This window comes from Plantactinospora endophytica (assembly GCF_016862915.1).
Taxonomy (GTDB): Bacteria; Actinomycetota; Actinomycetes; order Mycobacteriales; family Micromonosporaceae; genus Plantactinospora; species Plantactinospora endophytica.
Genome location: NZ_BONW01000019.1, coordinates 119,316 through 144,118 on the forward strand (window position 1 = coordinate 119,316; position 24,803 = coordinate 144,118).

At 72.7% G+C, this 24,803-nt stretch carries 18 protein-coding genes, 2 tRNA genes and 1 pseudogene; 8 read left to right on the plus strand and 13 right to left on the minus strand.

Going from position 1 to position 24,803, the window contains the following annotated elements:
- The first annotated feature begins 60 nt into the window (after positions 1-60).
- From Pen02_RS19910 to Pen02_RS19930, 6 genes are all read left to right on the plus strand, one after another.
- Positions 61-134: transfer RNA gene (locus Pen02_RS19910), tRNA-Ile, on the plus strand.
- A 43-nt stretch (positions 135-177) separates the two neighbouring features.
- Entirely contained in the window at positions 178-306 is a 129-nt protein-coding gene (locus tag Pen02_RS41885; RefSeq protein ID WP_225945452.1) for a DLW-39 family protein, read from the plus strand.
- A gap of 44 nt (positions 307-350) precedes the next feature.
- Positions 351-423: transfer RNA gene (locus Pen02_RS19915), tRNA-Ala, on the plus strand.
- Positions 424-623: 200 nt separating this feature from the next.
- Positions 624-1,574, plus strand: a complete 951-nt coding sequence (locus tag Pen02_RS19920; protein WP_203867594.1) for an ATP-binding cassette domain-containing protein — start codon at positions 624-626, stop codon at positions 1,572-1,574.
- Positions 1,571-2,311 carry an ABC transporter permease gene (locus Pen02_RS19925; RefSeq protein WP_203867595.1) on the plus strand — a complete coding sequence of 247 codons (741 nt, stop codon included), beginning with the start codon at positions 1,571-1,573 and terminating at the stop codon, positions 2,309-2,311. Before Pen02_RS19920 ends, Pen02_RS19925 begins: the two co-directional genes overlap by 4 nt.
- Before the next feature lie 69 nt (positions 2,312-2,380).
- Complete coding sequence (locus tag Pen02_RS19930) at positions 2,381-3,217, plus strand: DUF4097 family beta strand repeat-containing protein (RefSeq protein ID WP_203867596.1); 837 nt, start codon at positions 2,381-2,383, stop codon at positions 3,215-3,217.
- Between the two features lie 3 nt (positions 3,218-3,220).
- Here the strand turns inward: Pen02_RS19930 and Pen02_RS19935 are convergent, their stop codons facing one another.
- From Pen02_RS19935 to Pen02_RS19990, 12 genes and pseudogenes are all read right to left on the minus strand, one after another.
- Positions 3,221-6,463, minus strand: coding sequence for an AfsR/SARP family transcriptional regulator (locus Pen02_RS19935; RefSeq protein ID WP_203867597.1), 3,243 nt, complete (start codon positions 6,461-6,463; stop codon positions 3,221-3,223).
- A 49-nt stretch (positions 6,464-6,512) separates the two neighbouring features.
- Positions 6,513-6,950, minus strand: a complete 438-nt coding sequence (locus tag Pen02_RS19940) for an Rv0361 family membrane protein (RefSeq protein WP_203867598.1) — start codon at positions 6,948-6,950, stop codon at positions 6,513-6,515.
- Between the two features lie 238 nt (positions 6,951-7,188).
- Positions 7,189-7,821, minus strand: a complete 633-nt coding sequence (locus Pen02_RS19945) for a maleylpyruvate isomerase family mycothiol-dependent enzyme (protein ID WP_203867599.1) — start codon at positions 7,819-7,821, stop codon at positions 7,189-7,191.
- A 105-nt stretch (positions 7,822-7,926) separates the two neighbouring features.
- Positions 7,927-9,180 carry an RNA polymerase sigma factor gene (locus Pen02_RS19950; RefSeq protein ID WP_203867600.1) on the minus strand — a complete coding sequence of 418 codons (1,254 nt, stop codon included), beginning with the start codon at positions 9,178-9,180 and terminating at the stop codon, positions 7,927-7,929.
- A gap of 48 nt (positions 9,181-9,228) precedes the next feature.
- Complete coding sequence (locus tag Pen02_RS19955; RefSeq protein ID WP_203867601.1) at positions 9,229-9,627, minus strand: YciI family protein; 399 nt, start codon at positions 9,625-9,627, stop codon at positions 9,229-9,231.
- Positions 9,628-10,651: 1,024 nt separating this feature from the next.
- Positions 10,652-11,515 (minus strand): annotated as a pseudogene (locus Pen02_RS43015) (serine/threonine-protein kinase); the annotation flags it as partial.
- Positions 11,516-11,587: 72 nt separating this feature from the next.
- Positions 11,588-12,565 (minus strand): aldo/keto reductase, encoded by a 978-nt coding sequence (locus Pen02_RS19965; RefSeq protein ID WP_203867603.1) that lies wholly within the window; start codon positions 12,563-12,565, stop codon positions 11,588-11,590.
- A 103-nt stretch (positions 12,566-12,668) separates the two neighbouring features.
- Positions 12,669-13,601 carry a GlxA family transcriptional regulator gene (locus Pen02_RS19970; RefSeq protein ID WP_203867604.1) on the minus strand — a complete coding sequence of 311 codons (933 nt, stop codon included), beginning with the start codon at positions 13,599-13,601 and terminating at the stop codon, positions 12,669-12,671.
- A complete protein-coding gene (locus Pen02_RS19975) occupies positions 13,598-14,260 on the minus strand; it encodes a cysteine hydrolase family protein (protein WP_203867605.1) in 663 nt (220 codons plus the stop codon). Before Pen02_RS19975 ends, Pen02_RS19970 begins: the two co-directional genes overlap by 4 nt.
- 69 nt (positions 14,261-14,329) lie before the next feature.
- Complete coding sequence (locus Pen02_RS19980) at positions 14,330-15,598, minus strand: RNA polymerase sigma factor (protein ID WP_239140991.1); 1,269 nt, start codon at positions 15,596-15,598, stop codon at positions 14,330-14,332.
- A 157-nt stretch (positions 15,599-15,755) separates the two neighbouring features.
- The gene (locus tag Pen02_RS19985) at positions 15,756-16,130 is read right to left on the minus strand and encodes a YciI family protein (protein WP_203867606.1); all 375 of its coding nucleotides are present in this window, start codon (positions 16,128-16,130) and stop codon (positions 15,756-15,758) included.
- A 206-nt stretch (positions 16,131-16,336) separates the two neighbouring features.
- Entirely contained in the window at positions 16,337-18,250 is a 1,914-nt protein-coding gene (locus Pen02_RS19990; protein ID WP_203867607.1) for a PPC domain-containing protein, read from the minus strand.
- A 248-nt stretch (positions 18,251-18,498) separates the two neighbouring features.
- Between Pen02_RS19990 and Pen02_RS19995 the strand changes: the two genes are divergently transcribed.
- The gene (locus tag Pen02_RS19995; RefSeq protein ID WP_203867608.1) at positions 18,499-19,047 is read left to right on the plus strand and encodes a SigE family RNA polymerase sigma factor; all 549 of its coding nucleotides are present in this window, start codon (positions 18,499-18,501) and stop codon (positions 19,045-19,047) included.
- Positions 19,019-20,236 carry a TolB-like translocation protein gene (locus Pen02_RS20000; RefSeq protein WP_203867609.1) on the plus strand — a complete coding sequence of 406 codons (1,218 nt, stop codon included), beginning with the start codon at positions 19,019-19,021 and terminating at the stop codon, positions 20,234-20,236. Before Pen02_RS19995 ends, Pen02_RS20000 begins: the two co-directional genes overlap by 29 nt.
- Here Pen02_RS20000 and Pen02_RS20005 read toward each other — a convergent pair.
- Positions 20,214-24,776, minus strand: a complete 4,563-nt coding sequence (locus Pen02_RS20005) for a cation-translocating P-type ATPase (RefSeq protein ID WP_203867610.1) — start codon at positions 24,774-24,776, stop codon at positions 20,214-20,216. The genes Pen02_RS20000 and Pen02_RS20005 overlap by 23 nt on opposite strands.
- Between the last annotated feature and the right edge of the window lie 27 nt (positions 24,777-24,803).

The window sequence follows — 24,803 nt, forward strand, 5'->3', positions numbered from 1 at the left end:
ACCGCCGCCCCCGAGTTGGGATCGGCGCCGGAGGTACGGTAACCTTGCTCGTCGCAACAGGGGGCTATAGCTCAGTCGGTTAGAGCGCAGAGCTGATAACTCTGAGGTCGATGGTTCGATTCCATCTAGCCCCACTTCATACCCGTCCGACGGCTCGTCGAGCGTGAGGATACGTCAATGTTGAAGAAGATCCTGCTCGTTGTCGGCGTGGTGGGCGTCGCGGCCCTCGTCTACAAGAAGGTCAAGGAATCCAACGACGAGCGCGCCCTCTGGCACGAGGCCACCACCGCTCCCGACCTGCGGTAGTTCGGCGACCGGACCAGCATCCCCGGGACGGCATCGTCCCGCCCGGGGCCGTAGCTCAACTGGCAGAGCACTGCCTTTGCAAGGCAGGGGTTAGGGGTTCGAGTCCCCTCGGCTCCACCTAAATGCGCGTGAAGTAACGCCCTGGCAGGACGCTCGGTCCACCACCAGGGCGATCTTCGTTTCTGGACCTCGATCTCGCGTCGTTCCCCTCGTGCCGGAAACGTCGACGTCCGGCCCCATGCGGGTATCCGCTCGTGTCAGCCGTCGTGTCAGCGCCGTGTCAGGTGGGTGGCAGGCCGCGCGGCGATGGTGGGCGCATGACTGATTCAGCGATCGCGGCCTCGGGGCTGCGGAAGGCGTACAAGGACAAGGTCGTTCTCGACGGCATCGATCTCGATGTCGCCGAGGGCACGATCTTCTCCCTGCTCGGCCCGAACGGGGCCGGCAAGACCACGACGGTCAACGTGCTGACCACCCTCATGAAGGCCGACGGCGGCACCGTGCGCGTGGCCGGTCACGACGTGGCGACCGAGACCAAGGCCGTACGGGCGGCCATCGGGGTCACCGGTCAGTTCGCCGCCGTGGACGAGCTGCTGACGGGCCAGGAGAACCTGCGGTTGATGGCGGACCTCAAGCGGCTGGGCCCGGGCGAGAGCAAGCGGGTCGTCGCCGACCTGCTGGAGCGGTTCGACCTGACGGAGTCGGCGCAGAAGCTGGCCGCCACCTACTCCGGGGGGATGCGCCGGAAGCTCGATCTGGCGATGACTCTGGTCGGCAAGCCGAGGATCATCTTCCTCGACGAGCCGACGACGGGACTGGACCCGCGCAGCCGCCGGACGATGTGGGACATCATCCGCCGGCTGGTGGCCGACGACGGCGTCACCATCTTCCTGACCACGCAGTACCTGGAGGAAGCCGATCGGCTCGCCGACCGGATCGCGGTGCTCGACCAGGGCCGGCTGGTCGCCCAGGGTACGCCCGCCGAACTCAAGCGCCAGATGCCAGGCGGCCACGTCCGGCTGCGGTTCAGCGGCGACCTCGAACTCGACTCCGCGCTGCGGGTGCTGGGCGACTCCACGCGGGACGACGAGAACGACCTGGTCCTGCGGGTACCCAGCGACGGTGGGGCCAGGTCGCTCCGCACCCTGCTGGCACAACTCGACGCACATTCGATCGAGGTCGAGGAGTTCTCGGTGCACACGCCGGACCTCGACGACGTCTTTCTCTCCCTGACCGGCCGTACCAGTACGAAGGTGGATGCACGATGAGCAACGCGACGACCATGCTCGGTCGCAACTTCAAGCACACGCTCCGCAACCCGGTCGCGGTGTTCAACGCGGTCCTGTTCCCGATCGTGCTCCTGCTGATGTTCGTCTACGTGATCGGCGGCGCCTTCGACATCGCCGGCAACTACATCGACTACGCCACGCCGGGGATGATCGTGTTGACGGTCTGCTACGGGTTGAGCGCGACCGCGTTGGCCGTGAACTCCGACATGACGAAGGGGATCATCAACCGGTTCAAGGTGATGGACATCTCCCGCAGTGCCGTACTGAGCGCTCACGTCGCCGCCAGCCTGCTTCGTACGCTGATCGCCATCGCGGCCCTCGTCGGAGTGGCGTTCGCGCTGGGCTTCCGGCCGCCGGCGAGTGCGCTCGACTGGCTCGGCGCGATCGGTCTCCTCGTACTGGTCTCCTTCGCGACGAGCTGGATCACCGTCGCCCTGGGACTGGCCGCCAAGACCCCGGAATCGGCGGGGCTGGTCTCCGTACCGCTGGTCATGCTGCCCTTCCTGAGCAGCGCGATCGTTCCGGCCGAGACGATGGGGCCGGGCGTACGGCAGTTCGCGGAGTACCAGCCCTTCACGCCGATCATCGAGACCCTGCGCGGGCTGCTGACCGGTACGCCCACCGGGAGCAGCGCGATCGTCGCCGTCCTCTGGTGCGTCGGGATCGCCCTGGTCGGCTACGTGTGGTCACTCTCCACCTTCAAGAAGCGCGCCTGACCGACCGGCGCGATCACCCCGTCCGACAGACCAGGCACGAAGCAGCACGAAGCAGAGGGAGACGCCGTCATGCCTACATTCGCCACGCCGGGGCCCGTCGCCGCCACCGTGGAGGTCGCTGGTGCCCGGGTACGGGTCAGCGCGAGCGACCGGACCGACACGGTGGTACTGGTCGAACCGATCGACGGAACGAGCCGCAAGGACGTCAGGGTGGCCGAGCGGACCAAGGTCGACCTCGCCGACGGTCGACTGTCGGTCAGGACGACCGCCTCCGGTGACCGGAAGGGTTCGGTCGCCATCACGATCGACCTGCCCACCGGCTCCGGTCTGGCCGCCTACCTGGCGCACTCGGACGTACGGGCCGACGGGTTTCTCGGCCGGTGCGAACTGCACATGGCGTCGGGCCAGGTACAGCTCGATCACATCGACACACTGCGGGCGGACGTCGCGTCCGGCGAGGTCGCGATCGGGCACATCGCCGGGCGTGCCGACATCGACGGCGGGGCGTTCGCGATCCGGATCGGCGAGGTCGAGGGCCCGGTCGGGCTGTCGAACTCGGGCGGGCGGGCCTGGATCGGCCACGCTGCGGCCGACGTCGAACTTAGCAGCGCGACCTGCGACTTCGACATCGATCGCGCCGACGGCAGCGTCGCCGCCAAGAGCGCCAGCGGTGCCATCCGGATCGGCCGGATGACGGACGGTCGGGCGACGCTGACGAACGGCTCGGGAAACATCGAGGTCGGGATCGGCGCGGGCGCCGCCGCTTCCATCGACGTCAACAGCGAGCGGGGGTCGGTCCGCGACTCCGTCTCGTCGCACGGAAGCCCCGACCCGGCGGACAGCACGGTCTCGGTCCACGCGCGTACCCGGCACGGCGACATCGTCATCCGGCGCGCGGCAGGTTGAGCCTCAGAGGGCGAGCGTGACCTCGACCAGCGTTGCCGCGCTTGCCGGCGTACCCTCCAGCGTCACCTCGGCGAACCGTGTTTCGCCGAGGTGACGCCGCGTTTCCCGCTCGATCCGTACCGCTTCCGGGTGGGTGCGATCCGGCAGTCCGCGTACGCCGACGCTGGCCGCGAGCAGCCGGGCCGCCTGCTCGTACCGGTCCTGCCGGAGTGCGAGGTCGGCGAACCCGACGAGGATCTGGGCGATCATGGGAGCGTGTCCCGCCTCGGACGCCGCCTGCCAGGCCGCCACCCGGTGGGACCGCGCCTCACGCAGATCGTCGGCCAGATAGCCGAGCACGTCGTGGATGCCCGCGCGCATGTGTGCCTGCTCCGCGTCGTCGCCCAGCAGAGCGGTCGCGATGCCGAGTTGGTGCCGTGCCGCCGAGGCGTCACCGACCCGACGCGCGAGTTCCGCCTTGGCGAGCGCCAGCTCGACGAGCGCGTGCGGCCAGGTGACCCCTTCGGCGTACCGTTCGGCGTCGGCGAGGGCGGCAGCGCTGGCGTCGTCGTCGCCGTTCATCCGGTACAGCAGGGCCTGTTGGGTCCGTAGTCGGATGACGTCCTCGACGGCACCGACCTCGGTGACCACCGTGACCGCCTGCTCGTAGTAGTCGCACGCGGCGGCGAAGTCACCGCGCAGGGCGAGTTGGCCCGCCAACTCGGACAGGGCGATGGAGATGCCGAATCGCTCGCCGAGCGTCCGGAACTCGGCGAGCGAGCCCTCCAGGTCGGCCTCCGCCTCCGGACCGCCCTGGCCGAGCATGATCCGCATCTTGCCCACCTGGAACCTGGCCAGGGCATGTACCCAGGGATCTTCGCTGTCCAGCAACGACTCGAACGCGGACACTGCGGCGCCCGGCTCCCGCAGCATCCGTTCGAGCGGGTCGACCAGGCGCAGCACCGGGTTGCGGTGCCGACTCTGCTGACCGAACCGGTACGCCTTGCGGATCCATTCCGCGCCGAGGTGTTCGTCGGCCCGCCCGGAGGTGACGAAGAGCACCACCATCCCGTACGTCATCGCCCGTACGTCGTCGGTCACCTCGCCGGGGACGTCGGTGGCCGCGATCAGCAGGTCGACGCCTTCGGCCCGGCGCCCGCCCAGCCACCAGTACCAGGCGGCGGTCCCCGCGAGCCGCATCGCCGCCTGCGCGTCAGCGGCCGCGATCGCCCCCCGCATCGCGGCACTGATGTTGTCGTGTTCGGCGTCGAGCGTGGCGAGCCAGGTCAGTTGCTCGGCGCGGCGCAGGTGCGGCTCGGCGCTCTCGGTCAGCTCGGTGAAGTAGCGCAGGTGCGCCCGTCGGGCCCGGTCCGATTCCCCCGCCTCGGCGAGCCGGTCTGCGGCGTACTCCCGGATCGTGCTGATCATCCGATAGCGCGGCACGGCCCCGCCCTCGCTGACCACCAGCGACTTCTCCACCAACGAGGTGAGCAGCTCCAGCACCTGATCCTGCTCGACGCCGTCGTCATCCTGCCGGACGTCGCCGTCCTTTTGGACTTCGTGGTCCTGCTGGACTTCGTGAGCCTGCCCGACCTCGCCATCTTGCTGGATGTCGTCGTCGGCGCAGACCCGCTCGGCCGCCTCCAGGCTCGCCCCGCCAGCGAAGACCGACAGCCGGCGCAGGACGGTCCGCTCGGCACCGCTGAGCAGCTCCCAGCTCCAGTCGACCACCGCGCGCAGCGTTCTGTGCCGGGGCAGCGCGGTACGGCTTCCGCTGGTCAGCAGGCGGAACCGGTCGTCGAGCCGGTTCGCGAGCTGGTCGATCGTCATGGTGCGCAACCTGGCGGCGGCCAGTTCGATCGCCAGCGGCATCCCGTCCAGCGCCCGGCAGACCCGGACCATGGTCGACAGGGTGTGCGCGTCGACGCCGAGGTCCCTGCGCACCGCGCCGGCCCGGTCCCGCAGCAGGCGCACGGCCGGCGCGGACGCGATGTCGGCAAGTCCGGCGTCGGTCAGGCCGGCGTCGGTGGGTACGGCCAGCGGCTCGACCAGCCACAGCGCCTCGCCGGTGATGCCGAGCGGTTCCCGGCTCGTCGCCAGGATCCGCAACCGTCGGCACTCCCCGAGTACCCGGTCGGCGAACCTCGCCGCCGCCTCGATCACATGCTCGCAGTTGTCCAGGATCAGCAGCGCCTCCCGCTCGCGGACGGCGGCGATGAACCCGTCCACCGGATCCGCGCTCGGAGCCGCCCCGAGCAGGGCGTCCCGGAGCCCGAGACCGGCGAGCGCCGCCTGGGCGACGTCACCCTCGGCGCCGACGGCGGCGAGTTCCACCAACCAGACCCCGTCCGGCAGGTCACCGACCAGTGTCCGGGCGGTCTCCGTGGCCAGCCTGGTCTTGCCCGAACCGCCCGGCCCGATCAAGGTGGTCAGGCGATGCTCCGCGACGAGTTCCCGGACGGCGGCGACCTCGGCGTCCCGGCCGACGAAACTGGTGAGCTCGGCACGTACGTTGGTCTTCCGGTTCTCCTCCCGCCGGCCCAGTTCGCCGCGCAGCAACGCGACGTGTAGGGCCGACAACTCCGGCGACGGGTCGACGCCCAGCGTCTCGGCAAGCGCCTCTCTCGTACGTTCGTAGCTGAGCAGGGCCTCGGCGTCGCGGCCGGCCGCCACCAGGGCCCGGATCAGCGCGGCGACCAGCGGTTCCCGCAGCGGATGCGCGGCCACCACGTCGGTCAGCTCCCCGACCACCTCCGCACCGTGGCCGAGCCTGACCTCCGCCTCGAAGCGCTCCTCCATCGCCGACAGGCGCAGCCCCTCCAGCCGCGTCACCGCCGCGTCGAACGCCTCACTGTCCGTCAACCCGACATCCTGCATGGCCGTACCGCGCCACAGGTCGAGGGCTTCGCGGAGCAGCCGGACCCGTGGTGGGCCCTCCTCCTGCCGAGCCCGGCCGACGAGGCGTTCGAACCGGAGGGCGTCGACGGCGTCGGGGTCCACCGTCAGCCGGTAGCCGCCGATCTGTCCCTCCAGCACACCTGCCGGCAGCGCCTTACGCAGCCGGGAAGCCAGACGTTGCAGGGCATTCGTGGCATCGGCGGGCGAATTCTCGCCCCAGATCCAGTCGACGAGCGTCGCCTTCGAGACGACGCGGCCCGGTTCGAGTGCCAGGGCGATCAACAGTGCGCGCAACCGGGCGCCCGGCACGTCGGCCAGGGTGCCGTCGTCCGCACGAACCTCCAACGACCCGAGCATCCCGACCTGCACCAGCCGATTCTTCCACGGTGCCCGGCCCTGCCGGACGGGCGACCCGGAGTCAGAGCAGCGGCGGGGCGCAGACCTTCCAGGCGCCGTCCTGCTTCTTGAGGTGCAGGGTCACCTCGGTACGCCGATGGTCCGGGTAGGTGATCTCGGCGGTGACCGAGCGTTGGGTGGGTGCCTCGGCGGGTCGGGTGATGCTGATGGCGGTGATCCGGAACCCGTTCGGCGTGCTGCCGTCGCTGACGGGCTTCCACGCAGACCGCGACCGGTCGCGGCGGTCGGACTCGCAGAGCAGGTCGTACGCCGTTCCGGTGTCGTCCTCGACTACCGCGGTCAGGTACGACTGGCTGGCGGCGCGCATGCCGGACTCGTCCTCCGAGTCCTTGAAATACAGGTAGGCACCGCTGATCGGCACGCCGCAACAGAGCAGGGCGGCGACGACGAAGAGTGGGATCACGAAGCCACGGGTGGAACCGCCCGCCGTATCGGCCATGACCCGAGGGTAGGAACCGTTCGCCAGCGCCCTTGGCAGGCGTGACGCCGAGGGCAGGGATCGTTCGTTAGCGCCCCTGCCAGGGTGACCCCGAGGACAGGAACCGTTCGCCGCCGCCCCGCCGCCCCGCCGCCCCGCCGCCCCGCCGCCCCGCCGCCCTGCTGGCCCGATGGCCCGTCGGGCGGAGCGTTTGGCGGGCGGGCAGGCAGGGCGGAGAGACGACGATCTACATCGCGGCCTACATCGTTGCGGCGATGCGTTCGGCACCTCGACCGGAGAGCGTGGCGAGGCCGGCGGCTCGGCCGGTGGCCAGCATGAGCAGGTCGGCGACCGGGCCGCGTACCTCGTCGGGGCCGTCACCGGCCGCCCAGTCCAGGTCGGTGGCGACCAGACGGGTGCCCCGGAAACGCTTGCGGGCACCGTAGAAGGAGCTGTGTCGGGCGTACTCCAGTGCGGCGAGGGCGGGCTCCGGCGGCATCTCGCGTACCCGGCCGAGCGGCCGGGCGATGTCCTGGCCGTGTACCAGCGCGTCGACGAGCGGATCCAGCGGGCCGGAACCGGGGGACCGCCGCCGGGAGTCGGCACTTCCCCTGAGCTGGGCGACCAGTTCGGCCGGCCCGAACCGGGCGGCCCGGTCCCGCGCCATCCTGGCCTCCATCCGATCGAAGCTGCCACCCGAGCGGACCACCCCGACGAGGAGGTCGCGGACCCCGGTACGGGTGGCGAGCGTCAGGTGCGCCACCACCTCGTGCACCGTCCAGGCGGGACAGAGCGAGGTCGCCTGCCACTCGTGCGGGTCGAGTCCGTCGAGGAAGTCGGCGAGGCCGAGCCGCTCCGCGTGCGTCCACTCGAAGATCTGTTCCGGGGCCATCCGGGACTTCCTTCCTCGGGGGTACGGTCTCGCAGAGGTCGGAGCCGTCCGCCCCGGCTCGACGTGCCGTCACGAGATTCCACCACCGGCTGCTCTGGCCGGGAACTACTCGCCGTCCGGGATCAGCCGGGCCGCCCGCTCCTGTAGGTACCGCTGTTCGGGCAGGCTGGTGGTCAGCCGGGCGGCGGTCAGATAGCGGGTACGGGCGCCGTCGTGGTCGCCAGCCATCTCCAGCAGGTGCGCCCGGACCGCGTGCAGGCGGTGGTGCCGGGACAGCCGCTCGTCGGCGTCCAGCGGTTCGAGCAGGGCCAGCCCGGCCTGCGGGCCTCCGGCCATCGCCGCGGCGACGGCGTGGTTGAGCGTCACCATCGGATTCGGCGCCAGGTGTTCGAGGAGTCGGTAGAGCCCGAGGATCTGCCGCCAGTCGGTCTGCTCGGCCCGGTCCGCCTCCGCGTGTACGGCGGCGATCGCGGCCTGTACCTGGTACGGCCCGATCGGAGCGCGGGCCAGCGTACGGGTGATCAGCGCGATCCCTTCGTCCAGGTATGCCCGGTGCCACCTGCTCCGGTCCTGCTCGGCCAGCGGGATCAGGCCGCCGTCCGGGCGGGTACGGGCCGGGCGGCGGGCGTCGGTGAGCAGCATCAACGCGAGCAGCCCGGCGACCTCGCCGTCGTCGGGCAGTGTCCGGGCGACGGTCCGGGTCAGCCGGATCCCCTCGGCGGCCAGGTCGGCGCGGTGTACGTCCGGACCGGCCGTGGCGGTGTAACCCTCGTTGAAAATCAGATAGAGCACGTGCAGCACGGCCCGGAACCGCTCCGCCCGCTCGTCCTCCGGAGGCGGGTGGAACCGGCCACCGGCCGCCCTGATCCGCTGCTTGGCGCGGCTGATCCGCTGCGCCATGGTCGCCTCGGGCACCAGGAACGCCCGGGCGATCTCGGCGGTGGTCAGCCCGCCGACCGCCCGCAGCGTCAGTGCGATCTGGGACGGCGGACTGAGGCTCGGATGGCAGCAGAGCACCAGCAGGGTCAGCGTGTCGTCCGAGCCCCGCAGGTCCTCGGCGTCGGCGGCGGGCGCGAGCAGTTCGTCGGGTACGGCCCGGGTCGCGACGGCCGCCTCCCGGCGTCGCCGGGCCGCCTCGCTGCGCAGTTCGTCGGTGATCCGCCGGGAGGCGACCCGGATCAGCCAGCCCAGCGGGCTGTCCGGTGTCCCGTCGCGGGGCCACTGCGTCGCGGCGGCCAGCAGCGCCTCCTGTACGGCGTCCTCGGCGGCCTCGAAGTTGCCGTAGTGCCGGACGAGCGCGGCGAGGACCCGTGGCGCCGACCGGCGCAGCAGGTCCTCGACGCGGTGCTCAGGGTGCACGGCGGCGTCTCTTCCGCACCGCCGGTGGCCCGTGCCGGCGTCCGGTGTTCACATCTCCTGGCCGGAGTGCTGCATGAGCGCGCGTACCTCCACGGCGCCGCCGAGCCCGGCGTCGGGGAACCGTGCCGCGATCTCCGTCGCCCGTTCGAGGCTCTCGCAGTCGACGAGGAAGTAGCCGGCGAACTGCTCCTTGGACTCGACGAAGGGACCGTCGGTGACCGCCGGTACGCCGTCGCGTACCCGGACCGTCCGGGTCTGCGCCGGATCCGGCAGCGCCTCGCCGCCCACCAGTTCGCCGGACTCCACGATCTCCGCCATCAGCGTCTCGAACTGCCGGGACAGCTCGGCCCGCTGCTCGGACGACATCGCCCGGGCGGCGGCCGTGCGCAGGAACGTCGGATGTCCCCAATTCTCCGGGTTGCTGTGGATCAGCAGCAGGTACTTCATCGTCGGCTCCTCGTCTCTCCGGTGGGTCCAGCCACCCGGGGTCACCCGCGCGGCGCGAGGTCCCGCGCCTGCGGTTTCGGCCACCGGGCATCGGTACGGCCCGACGTGGAGATCGGCCCGGCCCGGTCGCGTTCACTCCGGAGGTCGGAGCGGAGCGTACGGTTTCGACGGTGGAACCGGGTTAGTCGCAGTGTTCGAAAGAGCTGTTGTAGCTGACTCCGCCGGCCGAGCCGCCCCACCTGACGCAGACGCCGGCCGCGCGGGCGCGTACCGGTCCGGCGTAGTACTCGAACGAGCCGCTGTCGGTGTGCCGGCTGCCGCCCTGCACCTCCAGGTACGCCGAGACCTGACTCGCCTTTCCGACCGAACTGGTCTTGAGGGCGACCGTGCAGTTGTTGCCGTTGCCGGCGTTGTAGAGCAGGTACACCCGGGCCAGTTGGGTGCCGTTCGGGCTGGTCAGGGTGGCCGAGTCGATCACCGAGTACCCGCTGCCGCAGACCTTGCCCGGCGTGTGCGGATTCTTTTCGGCAGGCCCTGCGGGCGGCGGCGTGGTGGGATCGGGGCTCGACTCGCCACCGCCGGGCACGGTCGGCTGCGTCTGTGTCGAGCGGCCCGGCGCGCTGCCCGGGCTCGCCGACCGGTTCGGGCCGGCGGTCGCGCTCGCCTGGGCGGCCGGCTCGGTCGCCTCGGCGTCCTCCCCGGGTTCCGCGCTGGCAGACGTTCCGACCCGGACCCGGTTCGACGGGTCCGCCGTCGTCTCATCCGGTCCGGAGCGGAGGGCCAGCAGCGCGACGAGGCCGACGACCGCGACGACGACGGTGGCCGCCACCCCGGCGAGCACGGCGGTACGACGTCCGGCGCGGCCGGCGGCCGGCGGCTGCGGACCGCCGAGGCCGGGCAGCGTCGACTGCGGTGGCAGCGGGACGGTCGACTGCTGCGGCAGCGGACCGCTCGACCACTGGGGCGCCGGACCGGTTGACGGCAGCGCACCGCCCGACGGCAGCGGAAGGGTCGACGGCAGCGGGCCGGTGGGGAGTGGCACGGTCGTGGTCGACGAGATGGCGTCGGCGGTGGCCCGGACGGCGTCGGCGAACGCCGCCGCGCTCGGGTACCGGTCGGCCGGCTCCTTGGCCAGCGCCCGACCGACCAGCATCGCCACCGGAACCGGTACGTCCGCCGGCAGTGCGGGCGGCGCCTCCTCAAGATGCCGGGTCACGATGTGCAGCGGATTGCCCCCGGTGAACGGCGGCCGACCGGTCAGGCAGGCGTACGCGACCGCGCCCAGCGCGTAGACGTCGGTCGCCGCCGACACGGGCCGGCCGGCGATCTGTTCCGGGGCCATGTAGTGCGCGGAGCCGAGCACGATGTTGGTACCGGTGATGCTGGTCATGTTGGTCGACCGGGCCACCCCGAAGTCGACGAGTACGACGGAACCGTCCGGTTGGACCAGCAGGTTGCTCGGCTTGACGTCCCGGTGCACGATGCTGGCCCGGTGCGCGACGTGCAGCGCCTGTGCGGCCTGGGCAAGTACGGAGAGGGTCTCGGCGACGTCGAGCCGACCGGCCGCCTTGATCCGCTTCGACAGCGACATGCCGTCGATGAACTCCATCACCAGGTAGTCCACCCGGCGGCCGTCGACCACCGCGTCCTCGCCGTAGTCGTAGACGCCGACGATGCCGGGGTGCCGGAGTGCGGCCATCAGCCGGGCCTCGGTGCGGAACCGGGTGATGAACTCGGTGTCCGAGACCAGGGCCGGGAGCAGCACCTTCACCGCGACCCGGCGCTTCAGCAGGGTGTCGGTGCCGGACCAGACGTCTCCCATACCGCCGGTCGCAACGCGGTCGCCGAGCAGGTAGCGGTCGTTGAGCACGACTCCCGGAGACAGCATTCGATCACCGTACCCGCGCCGGACGGCCCGGTCGGCGGCGGTGCGACCGCCGGCCGGCCGTCGGCGGAACGGTCAGAAGCCTTCCGAGGCGTGCGGTACGTAGTGCTCGCCGAGCCGGCGCAGCTCGTCCTCGCCGAGCGTCAGCTCGACGGCGGCGACGGCGTCGGTGATGTGCTCCGGCTTCGTCGCCCCGACGATCGGGGCGGTCACCGCCGGTTGGTGCAGCAGCCAGGCGAGCGCGACCTGGGCCCGGGGAACGCCGAGTTCGCCGGCCACCTCGGCGACCGCGCCGACGACCCGCCGGTCGGCCTCCTCTGCCTGCTTGTAGAGGGTGCCGCCGAACATGTCGGTTTCGCTGCGGGCGGTGCTGACGTCCCAGTCCCGGGTCAGCCGGCCCCGGGCCAGCGGGCTCCAGGGGAGTACCCCGACGCCCTGGTCGAGGCAGAACGGGAGCATCTCCCGCTCCTCCTCCCGCATGATCAGGTTGTACTGGTCCTGCATGGACACGAACCGCGTCCAGCCGTTCAGATCGGCGGTGTACTGCGCCTGCACGAACTGCCAGGTCCACATCGAGGAGGCGCCGATGTACCGGACCTTGCCGGCGCGTACCAGGTCGTGCAGGGCCTCCATGGTCTCCTCGATCGGCACGTCCGGGTCGTACCGGTGGATCTGGTAGAGGTCGATGTAGTCGGTGCCGAGCCGGCGCAGGCTCTCGTCGGCCTGGGTGAGGATCGCCGCCCGGGACAGCCCGCCGCCCTTCGGTCCCGGACCCATCCGGCCGTGCACCTTGGTGGCGATGACCACCTCGTCACGCCGGGCGAACTCGCCGAGCAGCCGGCCGGTGATCTCCTCGCTGGTGCCGAGGGAGTAGACGTTGGCCGTGTCGAAGGTGGTGATGCCGGCCTCGACCGCCTGCCGGATGAACGGCCGTGCCTCGTCGAGGCCGACCGACCAGGCGTGGGTGCCGCGCTGCGGGTCGCCGAAGCTCATGCATCCGAGGACGATGCTCGACACTTCCAGTCCCGAGCCGCCCAGCCGTACGTACCGCATCAGTACTCCTCGCCTCGTCCGTCGTCGTGCGCGTGCCGCACCGGCGAGCCGTCGGTCACCGGCCCCAGGCAACGTACCGGCGGGCGGGGTGGCCGGGAAACCGCTAATCCTGCACTGTGGTCGGGTCGGCGGCCCGGTGTCGGAGCCGGCGCAGCATCCGGGCGTCGGTGAAGCCGACGGCCCGGGCGGCGGCCTCGACGGTGGCGCCGTGCCCGATCAGGTGTTCGGCGCGTTCGACCCGGAGCAGTTGCTGGTAGCGCAGCGGCGTCACGCCGACCGTCCGGACGAAGACCCGGGTCAGGGTCCGTTCGCTGACCCCGGCGGTGGCGGCCAGGTCGGCCAGCGCCAGCCGCTCGCCGAACCGGGCGTCGATGACGTCCTGCACCCGGTGCACCACGTCGCTGATGTGGCCCCGGTGCCGCAGCATCACGCTGGCCTGCTGCTCGTCGCCGTTGCGCCGGGCGTAGACCACCATCTCCCGGGCCACCCGGGCGGCGAACCCGGGCCCGTGCCGCCCGGCCAGCAGGTGCAGGGCCAGGTCGATTCCGCTGGCGATGCCGGCCGAGGTGACCACCCGGTCGTCCAGCACGTAGAGCACGTCCCGGACCACGACGGCCCGGGGATTGCGCCGGGCCAGCTCGTCGGCGAGGTCGTGGTGGGTGGTGCACCGGCGGCCGTCCAACAGTCCGGCCCCGGCCAGCGCGAACGCGCCGGCACAGACGCTGGCCACCGTGCCGCCCCGGCGGTGGTGCGCGGCCAGCCGATCCAGGGTCGCGGCGGTGAAGCCGGCGTACCCGGACCGCTGGTCGGCGGGGCGCCAGCCGGGTACCACGATCAGGTCGTCCCGGCCCAGCTCGGGCCAGTCGGTCCGGGCCCGCAGCGGTACGCCCTGGGTGGTGTCGACCTCTTCCCGCTCGCCGACGTAGTGCAGCGTGTAGCCACCGCCGAGGTCGGCGGCGGTGGAGAACGCCTGCGCCGGCCCGGCCAGGTCGAGCAGGTGCAGCCGGGCGGCGAGCAGGAAGACGACGTCGGTCACCCGGCGACCGGCCCCTGGAGCACCGGGCCACGGCCGCCGGTCAGTTCTGCGGAACCGCCGGTCAGCTCGGTCAGCTCGGCGGTCAGTTCGGCGACCGTACGGATGGTGGCGAACCGGCCGGCCAGGGCGTACTCGGTGCGCGTGACGATCTCGTCGACGCCGAGCGTGCGTGGGTCGGCGAGGATCTCGTGCAGTGGCCGGCCGGGCGGGGCGTCGGGATGCTCGATCGGGTTGGTGGCCGTCGCGTCGGTCACGAACGTCACCCGGTAACCGAGATCGGCGCCGAGCCGGGCGGTGGTCTCCACGCACTGCTCGGTACGGATCCCGCAGACCGCCAGCTCCCGTACGCCCGCCTCGGTCAGCAGTTGCTGGAGGTTGGTGGTGGTGAAGGCGTTGTGCGAGGTCTTGTGCAGCACCGGCTCGCCCGCTGCCGGCTCCAGCCCGTCGATCAGCCGGACGAAGCCGAGCGCCGGGTCGAAGACCGTGCCGGTGCCGGGCTCGGTGTGCAGTACCCAGACCACCAGGTGGCCGCCGGCCCGGAACGCTTCGGTCAGCCGTCGCACCCGGTCGACGAGGTCCGGGTTCGAGGTGGCCGCCCAGATCGGCCGCTGACGGAACGACTCCTGTACGTCGATGACGACGAGTGCGCGCGATGACATGCTTCCGATCCTGTCCGGTCCGGCTCCACGGCGGCAGACACCATCATGCCCGACTCCGGAACGATCCGGTCACCGAGCCGGGTCACCTGCCGGCTCTCCGAGCTGCTCCGCGCAGGCGGCGGCCCGTTCGCGCAGCAGGGTCTGTTCGCGCGAGTTGCGGGTCAGCGAGGCGGCCCGGACGAACTCGGCCGCTGCCTCGGCTTGTCGGCCGAGTTTCTCCAGCAGGTCGCCCCGGACACTCGGCAGCAGGTGGTACCCGGCGAGCGCCGGTTCGTCGCGCAGCGCGTCGACCAGGGCCAGCCCGGCCGCCGGCCCGTACGCCATGCCGAGCGCGACGGCCCGGTTCAGCTCCACCACCGGGGATCCGGTGAGCGCCGCCAGCCGTTCGTAGAGGGCGGCCATCCCGACCCAGTCGGTCTGCTCCGGGGTACGCGCCCGGACGTGGCAGGCGGCGATGGCGGCCTGCACCGCGTACGGGCCGGGTGGGCGGTCGGTGGACCAGGCCCGGTCCAGGGCGGCCAGGCCACGCCGGACGAAGAGCTGGTTCCAGCGGCTCCGGTCCTGGTCGAGCAGGCGGATCGGGGTGCCGTCCGGGCCGGTGCGGGCGGCCGACCGGGACTCCTGGATCTCCATCAGCGCGACCAGTCCGTGCACCTCGGGCTCGTCCGGGGTCAGCCCGGCCAGTACCCGGCCGAGCCGGAGCGCCTCGGTGCACAGCTCCGGTCGTAACCAGTCGTCGCCCTCGGTGGCCGAGTAGCCCTCGTTGAAGATCAGGTAGATGACTTCGAGTACCGAGTCGAGCCGGGCCTCGCGCTCGGCGCCCTCGGGCACCTCGAACGGGACCTTCGCGTCACTGAGGGTCCGCTTCGCCCGGACGATCCGCTTCGCCACGGTCGGCTCGGGGACCAGGAAGCCCCGGGCGATCTCGCCGGTGGAGAGCCCGCCGACCAACCGGAGGGTCAGCGCGACCCGCGCCTCGGTCGACAGCACCGGATGGCAGGCCACGAAGATCAGCCGGAGGACGTCGTCCTCGATGTGGTCCTCGGCGGCGGCGTCGATGGCGGCGGTGCCGTCGGCGGCCTCGGTCTCCAGGTCGCGGCCGAGCTGGGCCAGCTTGCGGTCGTACCGTTCGCGGCGGCGCACCAGGTCGACCAGCCGGCGCTTCGCGACGGTCGTCAGCCAGGCGCCGGGGTTGTCCGGCACCCCGGTCGACGGCCACTGCTCCAGCGCGGCGACCAGCGCGTCCTGGGCAAGTTCCTCGGCCAGGCCGACGTCCCGGACCAGCCGGCCGAGCCCGGCGACCAGCCGCGCGGACTCGATCCGCCAGACGGCTTCCACGGCACGCTGCGTCTCGGTGGCCGGCACAGCTACCCATCTAACACCCGAACCGGCCGCCGGCTCGACCACGACCGGGCCGGGCGGGCCGGCGGCACCAGGTCCGCCGGCCCGCCCGGCCCACCGCCGCCCCGCCCGCCCGATCGGGTACGCCCGCAGGTCAGCCCAGGTCGGCGACCTCCCGTACCTCGACCACCGCCTCCTGGTCACCGGTGACGGCGTACTCCACCGGGCAGCGTTTCGCCCACTCGATCGCCTCCTCCCGGGAGCCCACCTGGATCAGGTAGAAGCCGGCGACCAACTCCTTCGCCTCGGCGAACGGGCCGTCGAGCACCGTGCGCCGGCCCTTGGCGTAGACGACCCGGGCACCGGTCGCGCTCGGGTACAGCCCCTCGGCGGCGAGCAGCACGCCGGCCCTGGTCAGCTCCTCGCCGTACCGGTGCATCGCGGCCATCACGTCCTCGGGCTTCGGCGCGTCCGGGGCCGGCGGCGTGTCCAGGGACGGGTCGCCCTTGAGCAGCAGCATGAAACGCATCGTCGAACTCCTTCGCAGTCCTGGCGTGGTGCCTGTCCACCAACACGTCGAAGAGCGGACGCCCGGGAGGACACCGGCCGTGCACAATTTTCCCGGCCCGCTTCCGGCCCGTACGCCGGACCGGTGACCTGCCGAAACGCCGGAAGCCCCCACCGGTCGGTTGACCGGCGAGGGCTTCCGCGAACAGCGGACGCGCTAGCGGGTGGTCATCGGGTGACCGTGAAGGCGATCCGGCTGAGGGTGTCCTCGGTACCGGTGAAGCCCTCGCCCGGGTTGAAGTCGTCCTCGCCGAAGTCGACGTCGGGGTCGTCGGCGGTGCCGCCGACGCCGTCCGGGCCGACCGCGAACATCAGCGGGAAGTTGCCGCCCTGGTCCATGATGTTCGCCTGCTCGTTGAACTGGTCGACGTGCCAGTTGCCGAAGAAGTGCCCGGCCTCGTGCGCGGTCACGTTGCCCACCGCCCGGCTGACGAAGTCGACCCGGTTGCTGGCCCCGGTGATGTACGTGTTCAGCGACGCGTCGTCACCGGCCGGGTCGCTCAGCACGTCGAGCAGCACCAGAGCCGAGTCCTGGGTGCCGAAGTTGCCCGGGTCGATGTACTGGGCGATGCCGATCGTCGGGATCCCCGACTCCTGGATGCTGCCGCCGATGATGATCCGGCTGACGTTCGCCTGCCCGAACGGGTCCGCGTGGTCCCGGCTGTTCAGGATCCGGATGTCGAAGCGCGGGTTGAGGCCGCTCTCGATCATGTCGTGCCGCAGGTTCTCCCGGACTGCGGCGATGATCCCGTCGATCACGGCGTCCTCGTCGTCGGCGGAGAGCCCCCAGCGGCCGAGGAAGGCGCGCATCGGGCTCAGGGTGCGTACGCCCGGTCCGCCGAAGATGGCGGTGTTGATCCGGGCACCGTCGAAGTCGAGGAAGAGCGTCTGCCGTGGCTGCTGCCCCGGCCGGTACGCCTCGACCGTGATGTCGTACATGCCGCTGCCGAGGCTGACCCCGACGTAGTGCCAGCCCGCCTTGTCGGCCACGTGCTCGGTGACCGCGTTGCCGCCGCCCGGCAACGGGCTGTTCGGCGGGTAGAGGCTGGAGCCGTCCTGGTCGGACCCGTGCACCTCGCGGCGGTCCGGGTCGTACACGGTGATCTCGGCGGCCGACCCCTCGACCGTGGCACCGAGCACGTCACCGGGCTTCAGGCGTACGGCGAAGAAGTCGGTGTCCTGCTCGGCCATCCCGATGGTCACCCCGTACGGCCCCTCGCTGGCGGTGCCGTCACCACTGCCCGAGTCGAACGGGTCCACCGGAATCGACGGGAACCCGACCACCGCGACGTAGTACGTGCCGTCGGCGGTGAACTGGTGCACCAACAGGCTGTCCAGCCCCTCCGGGCTGTCGTCGTTGAGCGCGATCAGTTCGCCCTCGGCGTCGTAGAGCAGCACGACCGAGTCGAGTTCGTCGCTCGGGGTGTCGATGTCCACCGTCAGGGTACGACCGGCGATGCCGGTGACCTGGTAGAAGTCGAAGTCGCCGCTGCCGTCCCCGGCGCTGCCGTGCGGGCCGTCGCCGACCGTTCCGGTGGTGCTGACCGCCTGCTCGGCGGTGCCGACACCGGTTTCCCGGGCCAGCGGGATGGCGCCGTCGTCCTCGGTGTTCGGCGTCAGTTCCGCCGCGTCCACCTGCTCCGGCGACAGGCTGCCGAGCACCCGCAGCTTCGGGTTCTCCTTGGCGCCCGTACCGAAGCCGGTGATCCGCTGTGCGGTGGCCGGGGTGTCGTTACCACCCCGGATGCCGGCCGGCTCCTCCTCGTCGGCCAGCACCGGCGCGGCGGCTGCCGCCCGCTGCTGGGCCTTCAGTCCGGCCCGCTCGTCCCCCTGCCTGGCCAACCAGTTCTTCCACCCGACGTAGTCCGCCTTCGCGGGGTCGGGCAGCATCGCGAGGAACGGGTTCGGCCCGGCCGGCCGCTTCGCGGCGCCGGGCTTCGTCAGGACGAACGGTGTGGCCGGCAGCGCGCTGGCACCGCCGCTGCCGCGCTCGTCCGTCCCCGGCCGGGCCTGCGCGGTGGTCGGTGTCAGCACTGCGGCCACCAGTGTCCCGGCGGCCAGGATGGCGATAGGTCGACGCATAAATCCCCCTCCGTCGTGCCATGTCCGGTGGCCCCCGCCACCGATGGCTATCGTGACGCTACTGATCTCCAAGGGAAATTAATAGAAGCAGCGAGATATATGACTGCCCCGTGTCCGCCTCCGCGCAGGTCACCGGGCAGGTCGCCGCCGACGGCCCCCGATGTAGGTCGGGTGTGTCAGGTACCGGTTCCAACCGATCGCCGCCCGCCGGCATGTAACCGGCAGAGCGAGTTGTCACGGGAGGGATCGTGGAGGACGACGTTGGCTTCCGGGAGTTCGTCGAGGCGCGGTTGGTCCGACTGTCCCGAGTGGCCTACCTGCTGACCGGGCGGCACCACGACGCCGAGGACCTGTTGCAGGCCGCGCTGGTCAAGGTTGCCGCCCGGTGGCGGCGCGTGGCCGCGACCGGCGACCCCGAGGCGTACGTCCGGCGGGTCATGTACAACGAGCGGATCCTGAGCTGGCGCAGGTGGCGACGGCAGGTGGTGCAGCCCGCCGAAGGCGTACCCGAGATGGGGCCGACCGCCGACGGTGCCGACGGCGTCGTCTCGCGGATCCTGCTGGAGCGGGCCCTGGCCCGGCTCACCTGGCGGCAGCGGGCGGTGCTGGTGCTGCGGTTCTTCGAGGATCTGTCGGTCGCCGAGACAGCGGCCGTGCTGGGCTGCTCGATCGGCACCGTGAAGAGCCAGACGAGCCATGCCCTCGGCCGGCTGCGGACGCTCGCACCCGAACTCGCCGAACTGATGACGGAACCGATGGAGGTGGCACGTGAGCGGGTTGAGGGAAATGCTCGGTGAGGTCGCCGAGCAGGCGAAGGTGTACGACGTGACCGGGCGAGCCGTCCGGGTCGCCCGGCGCCGCCGCCAGGTCGTCCGGTTCGCCCCGGTGGCCGCGGCGATGGCCGTGGTCGCCTTCGGGGCGGTCGCGGTCGTCGGACTCCGTCCCGATCCGCCGGTCGGTTCGACGGCGGCGCCGGTACCGGTCGTCGACTGGCTGCCGGGCCGGCTCGACCTGCCGGTCTCCGGGCCGGACCCGCTGCCGGCGGCCGGGGCGACCGGCCGGGGCGTACTCGTCTACGCGGACACCAGGCCGGGTGCCGCGCCGCCGGTGCTGCTCACCGAGAACGGCCGGCAGTACCGGCTGGCCGAGCCGGTCACCTCGGCGCAGGGCTTCTCGCACACCCGGCCGACCCTCTCCCCGGACGGCCGCTGGCTGGGCGAGCAGCGCGACGGCCGGTACGTCGTCCGGGACCTGACCGGCGACGTCCGGCACGAGTTCGCCGACGGTACGTCCCCGGTCGCCTGGTCGCCGCAGAGCCGGTGGCTGCTGCTCACCGACAACTTCGACGAGGACGCTCCGCCGGTCCGGCTCGACGTCCGCTCCGGACAGCGGCTGCCGGTGCCCGGCGTCGACCGCGAGCTGTGGCAGGCGGTGGCGGTACTGCCCAGCGGGGAAGCGGTGCTGTCCCGGATCCCGTCCGAGCCGGTCCGCCGGACCGATGTCGAGATCCGCCTGGTCGACCCGGCGAGCGACGCCGCACCCACGCCGATCCGGGTGGACCTGCGGCCGTACCTGCGGCTGACGGAGAGCGTCGGTACGGAGATGCCACGACTCTCCCCGGACGGGCGGGCGCTGCTGTTCGACGTGGTCCACGTGCTGGATCCGAGCCGGGGCATGCCGGGGCTGGACCATGGTGGCGACCTGTTCGAGGTCGACCTGACCGGCGGCGAGGTGCGACGGGTTCCCCTGCCGTACTCCGACCGGCCCGGACCGCCGCTCCCCAGCCCGAGCCCGATGGCCGCCCGGAACTGGTGGACCGAGCCGCTCGGCTACCTGCCGGAGGGGGTGCTGCTGCGGCTGCGTACCGCCGACGGTCGGGGTGACGCGCTCCAGGTGATCGATCCGGCGACCGGCGCGGTGGGCACGGTCACCGAACTGCCGGGCCGGGGTCCGGCGGTGGAATTCATCTGGCCCCGGGGCTCCTGACCGGCGCACTCCCGGCCGGTGAGATACCACCGGACGAACCGGCTCCGGCGGACTCGTCCGACCCGGTGGCGCCGTCCGAGCGGGCGGCGCCGTCCGGGCCGGCGGCGTCGGCGGCGGGTGGGGCGATCAGCCGGTCCACGACGGTGTTGGTGAGGGTGGCGCTGAGCGCGCTGCCGGCGGCGATGCCCCAGCCGATCGGCCCGAGCGGGGTACAGCCGAAGAACTGGCTCAGCCCGGGCGTCTGGATCACCCCGGCGAGTACCGCCACCGAGGCGGCGGTCGAGGCCAACACGCTCGGGCTCGCGCCGCCGTCGAGCAGGGTCTGGCCGAGCTGCGTGCCGACGAGTGCGGCGAGTGCGACCGTGCCGGCCCGGCGCCGGGTACCGGTGTAGCGGGCGAGCGTCCAGCCGGTGGTCGCACCGAGGGTCGTGGTACCGGCCCGCAGCGCGATCTCCCGGGTGAGGGTGGCGCCGAGGGAGGTCTCCGGCCCCTCGGTGAGCAGGTCGTCCATCCGATCCTGCCTCGGCGCCCGGACCGCGATCGCCATCGCCGGAGCCAGGTCGGTGAGCAGGTTGACCAGCAGCATCTGCCGGCCGTTCAGCGCGGACCGGCCGGTCAACGAGGCGGTGAGCACGCTGAACGCGATCTCGCCGAGGTTGCCGCCGACCAGGATGCTCAACGCGTGCCGTACCGAGGACCACATCGCCCGCCCCTCGACCAGGGTCGCGATGATCGTTTCGAGCCGGTCGTCGGTGACCACCAGGTCGGCGGCGGCCCGGGCGGCCGGGGTACCCCGCTGGCCGAGCGCGATGCCGACGTCGGCGAGCCGGATCGCGGGCGCGTCGTTGGCGCCGTCCCCGGTCATCGCCACGGTACGGCCGCACTTCTGCAACGCCCGGATGATCCGTACCTTGTGCGTCGGCGTACACCGGGCCACCACGTCGGTCCGGGCCAGCCGCTCGGCGAGCGCGTCGTCGTCGAGCCGGTCGAGTTCGGTGGCGGTGACCACCCGCTGGTCGGTGCCGTCGGTACTGATGATCGCGGCGATCGCCTCCGCCGTGGCCGGATGGTCCCCGGTGATCATGATGGTGTGCACGCCCGCCTGCCGGATCCGCCGCACCGCCGGGGCGGCGCTCTCGCGTACCCCGTCGGAGAGGGCGAGGAAGCCGACGAAGGTCAGGTCGCGGACGTCGTCCTCGGTGACCGTCTCGCCCGGCAGTTCGCGTTCGGCCACCGCCAGTACCCGCTGTCCGGCGCCGGCGTGCCGGTCCAGCGTCTCCCGCAGGGCTGCCCGGCCGGCCTCGTCCAGGGGCCGGTCACCGTGCCGGCTGCACCGGGGCAGGATGGTCTCCGGTGCGCCCTTCACGCTGAGCAGGTGACTGCCCCGGTACTGGCCGACCGTGGCGTGGTAACCCCGGGACGGCTCGAACGGCAGCGCGTGCTCCTGGTGCCAGGCGTGGGTCCGGCTACCGGTGCCGACCCCGGCCCGTCGGGCGCCGGTCAGCACCGCCCGGTCGGTCTGCTGGCTGACCTCCTCCGGCCGGTCGGCCGCCGGGGTGGCCCGGAGCGCCGCCGCGAGTACCGCCCGCAGTGACTTGTCGAGCGCGTCGAGGTCGGCGTACCGGTCGCCGTCGCCGATCCCGGCCAGCATCAGCTCGCCCTCGGTCAGCGTGCCGGTCTTGTCGAAGCAGAGCACGTCGACCCGGCCGAGCGCCTCGATGGTGCGCGGGTTGCGTACCAGCGCGCCGTGCTCGGCCAGCCGGCGGGCCGCCGCCAACTGCGCGGCGCTGACCAGGAACGGCAACCCCTCCGGTACGGAGGCGACCGCCAGGTTGGCGGCGGTGCCGGCCGACTGGACCAGCGGTACCCCTCGGAGCAGCCCGGCCCCGGCGACCGCCACCGCCGAACTGGCGGCGAGCGGGATGGACATCCTGGTCAGCCGGCCGAGCCGGGCCTCGACCCCGCTGGTCGGTGCGGCCTCGCCGGCCAGCGCCATGCCCCGGCCGACCTCGGTGTCCGCCCCGGTCGCCACCACCACGGCGAGCCCGCGCCCGGCGGCGACGGTGGTCCCCTCGTAGACCATCGACCGGCGGTCCGCGACGACGGCGGCCACCACCGGCTGGCTGGTCTTCGACACCGGCAGCGACTCCCCGGTCAACGACGACTCGTCGGTCTCCAGCCCGACCGCCTCGACCACCCGGCAGTCCGCCGGTACGGCGTCGCCCGGATCGAGCGCCACGATGTCGCCGGGTACGAGTTCGTCGGCGGCGACCACCCGTTCGGTGCCGTCCCGCCGGACCCGGGCCGTCACCGCCGACCGGGACAGCAGTTCGGCCAGCGACCGTTCGGTGGATACCCGGTGCACGGCACCGATCAGCGCGGTCAGCCCGATCACGCCGCCGACCAGCGCGGCGTCCGCCACCGAGCCGACGGCGGCGGAGAGCCCGGCACCGCCGGCCAGTACCGGGGTGAGCGGGTTCGCCAGCTCCTCGACGAACGCCCTGGGCAGGTCGAGACCGTCGGTCAGGCCGGCCGGGGCGCTCCGGCCGCGCCGGCCGATCTCCTCGGTGGAGAGGCCCGCCTCGGCGGTGTCGAGCCGCTCCAGCACGGTCCGCACCGGCATCAGGTGCCACGGGGTCGGCGGGGCGGCGGCCGAGGCACGTCGGTGAGGCAGCCTTCCGGCCCGCCAGACGCCGTTCCCGATGGCGAGTCCGGCTGCGGCGTTGACCGCCGCCATGGCCCGGGCCGGCAGGTGGGCCGGGGCGGCGGTGAACGCCGCGAGCGCGCCGAGCCCGCTGCCGCCGGCGGCGAGCGCGATGCTGTGCCGGGCCACCGTACGGGCCAGCCCGGCGCCGTCGACCACCAGCGCCGCCACCCCCAGGTCGGAGCCGACCAGCAGATGGGCGCCCCACGGCGGCGGCTCCTCGGCGTGCCAGACCCCGAGCCCGCAGTCGGCGGCGGCCAGCGCGCGCGGATCGCTGGAGACCAGCGCCACCATCGCCCCCTCGGACTGCAAGGACCGGATCGACCCGGCCAGGTCCGGCCCGCCGGACAGGTGACCGTCCGCGAAGTCGTGCTCGCCGCCGGCACCGTCGTCGGCAACCAGCAGACGCAGCCCGGCCCGGCGGGCCGCCGCAGGAAGCGCGTCGATGCCCGGGGCGGGTTCGGCGGCCACCCGTACCACCGCCGCGAGCCGGCCGCCGTCGGAGGTCAGGCCGAGCAGCCTGCCGCCGTCCGGGCGGAGCCGCTCGATCTCCTCGGCGCCCGCCCCGTCGGGGAGCCGCAGCGCGTCGAGCGGACCGAGGGTCCAGCCGTCGGCCTCGCGTACCCGGTCGGGGTGCTCCGGGTCGAACAGGCCGAACGCCCGCCCCGCGACCTCCTCGGCGTCGGCCTCGGGCAGGGGTACCAGGTCGGTGAGTACGCCCCGCGCGGAGCGCAGCGCGGCGGCGTCGAGCACGAGTACGTCGAGACGTTCCAGTTCCCGCAGCACGGTGCGGTCCATCGCGATCACACCCCGGCGGGCGAGCAGCCAGCCGAGCCGGGCGGCGAACGCCTCGCGGCCGGCGACGGCTGCGCTCGGGATGCTGGACAGTGCCAACGCGGCGGCCCGTTTCCGGCCGGCCAACGAGAGTGCGGCGGCTCCGGCGACGGTGCCGGACTCCAGCACCCGGGCCAGGTACCGCTCGACCGGGCCGTCCGGCTTGGCCTGCGGTCGCTCGTCCGGCGGTGGCGGCGCCGAGGCCCGTTCCGGGGAGCCGGCGAGCAGCGGCTCGGCCTGTTCCCAGGCGGCCAACTGGGCCCGGGCCTCGCCCCACTGCAACACCCGCTGGGCGCCGTCGAGCAGGATCCCGGCCCAGCCACCGGCCACCCCCTGGGCCAGTACGGTGGCCAGCGGCAGCCAGGAGTGCGCCCGGTGGTCGCTGCCCAGTCCCCGCCCGGCCAGCGCGTGCAGCCTCGGATGCAGGTCCACCGCGCGGAGCAGGCCGGCGAGTTCGCCCGGCGCCCTCGTGAACGGCAGGATCCGGACGGCCGCCGAGAGGCCGAGCCCGAACGCGTCGGTGGCGATCCGGGTCATCGCACTGCGGGTGCGCGGACCCTCCTCGGGCGGGTGCGGTTCCTCGCAGTCCGGGGGCGGCTCCCAGCCGTCGGCGTGCTCCACGGCGCTGATCGCCGCGATCAGCTCCCGTAGTCGTGGTTCGGGCGGGCCGACCGCCACCACCACCCGGCCGGAGGGTGCGTTGACCCGGGCCCAGACGACGCCGGAGACCTCCTGGAGGGCCCGCTCGACCTGGGCGGCGAGTCGTTCGCCGCCGGGTTGGGCGACGCCGTGCACCTCGATGTGGTGCCGACCGGGCCGGGACCACACGGCGCGGCGTTTCAACCCGGCGGCCCGGGCCGCGCGGGTCACCATCGACTCGGCGTTGGCGGCGACCCCGGCGACGAGCTGCGGCACGCTGCGCGGCGAGAGGGCTTCGGGCAGGGCGGGCAGGTGGACACGGCGCAGGTCCACGCCGGGCAGCCGCAACCCGCGAGAGGTCATCGAGCGGAGCCGCCGACTGGCCGGCCG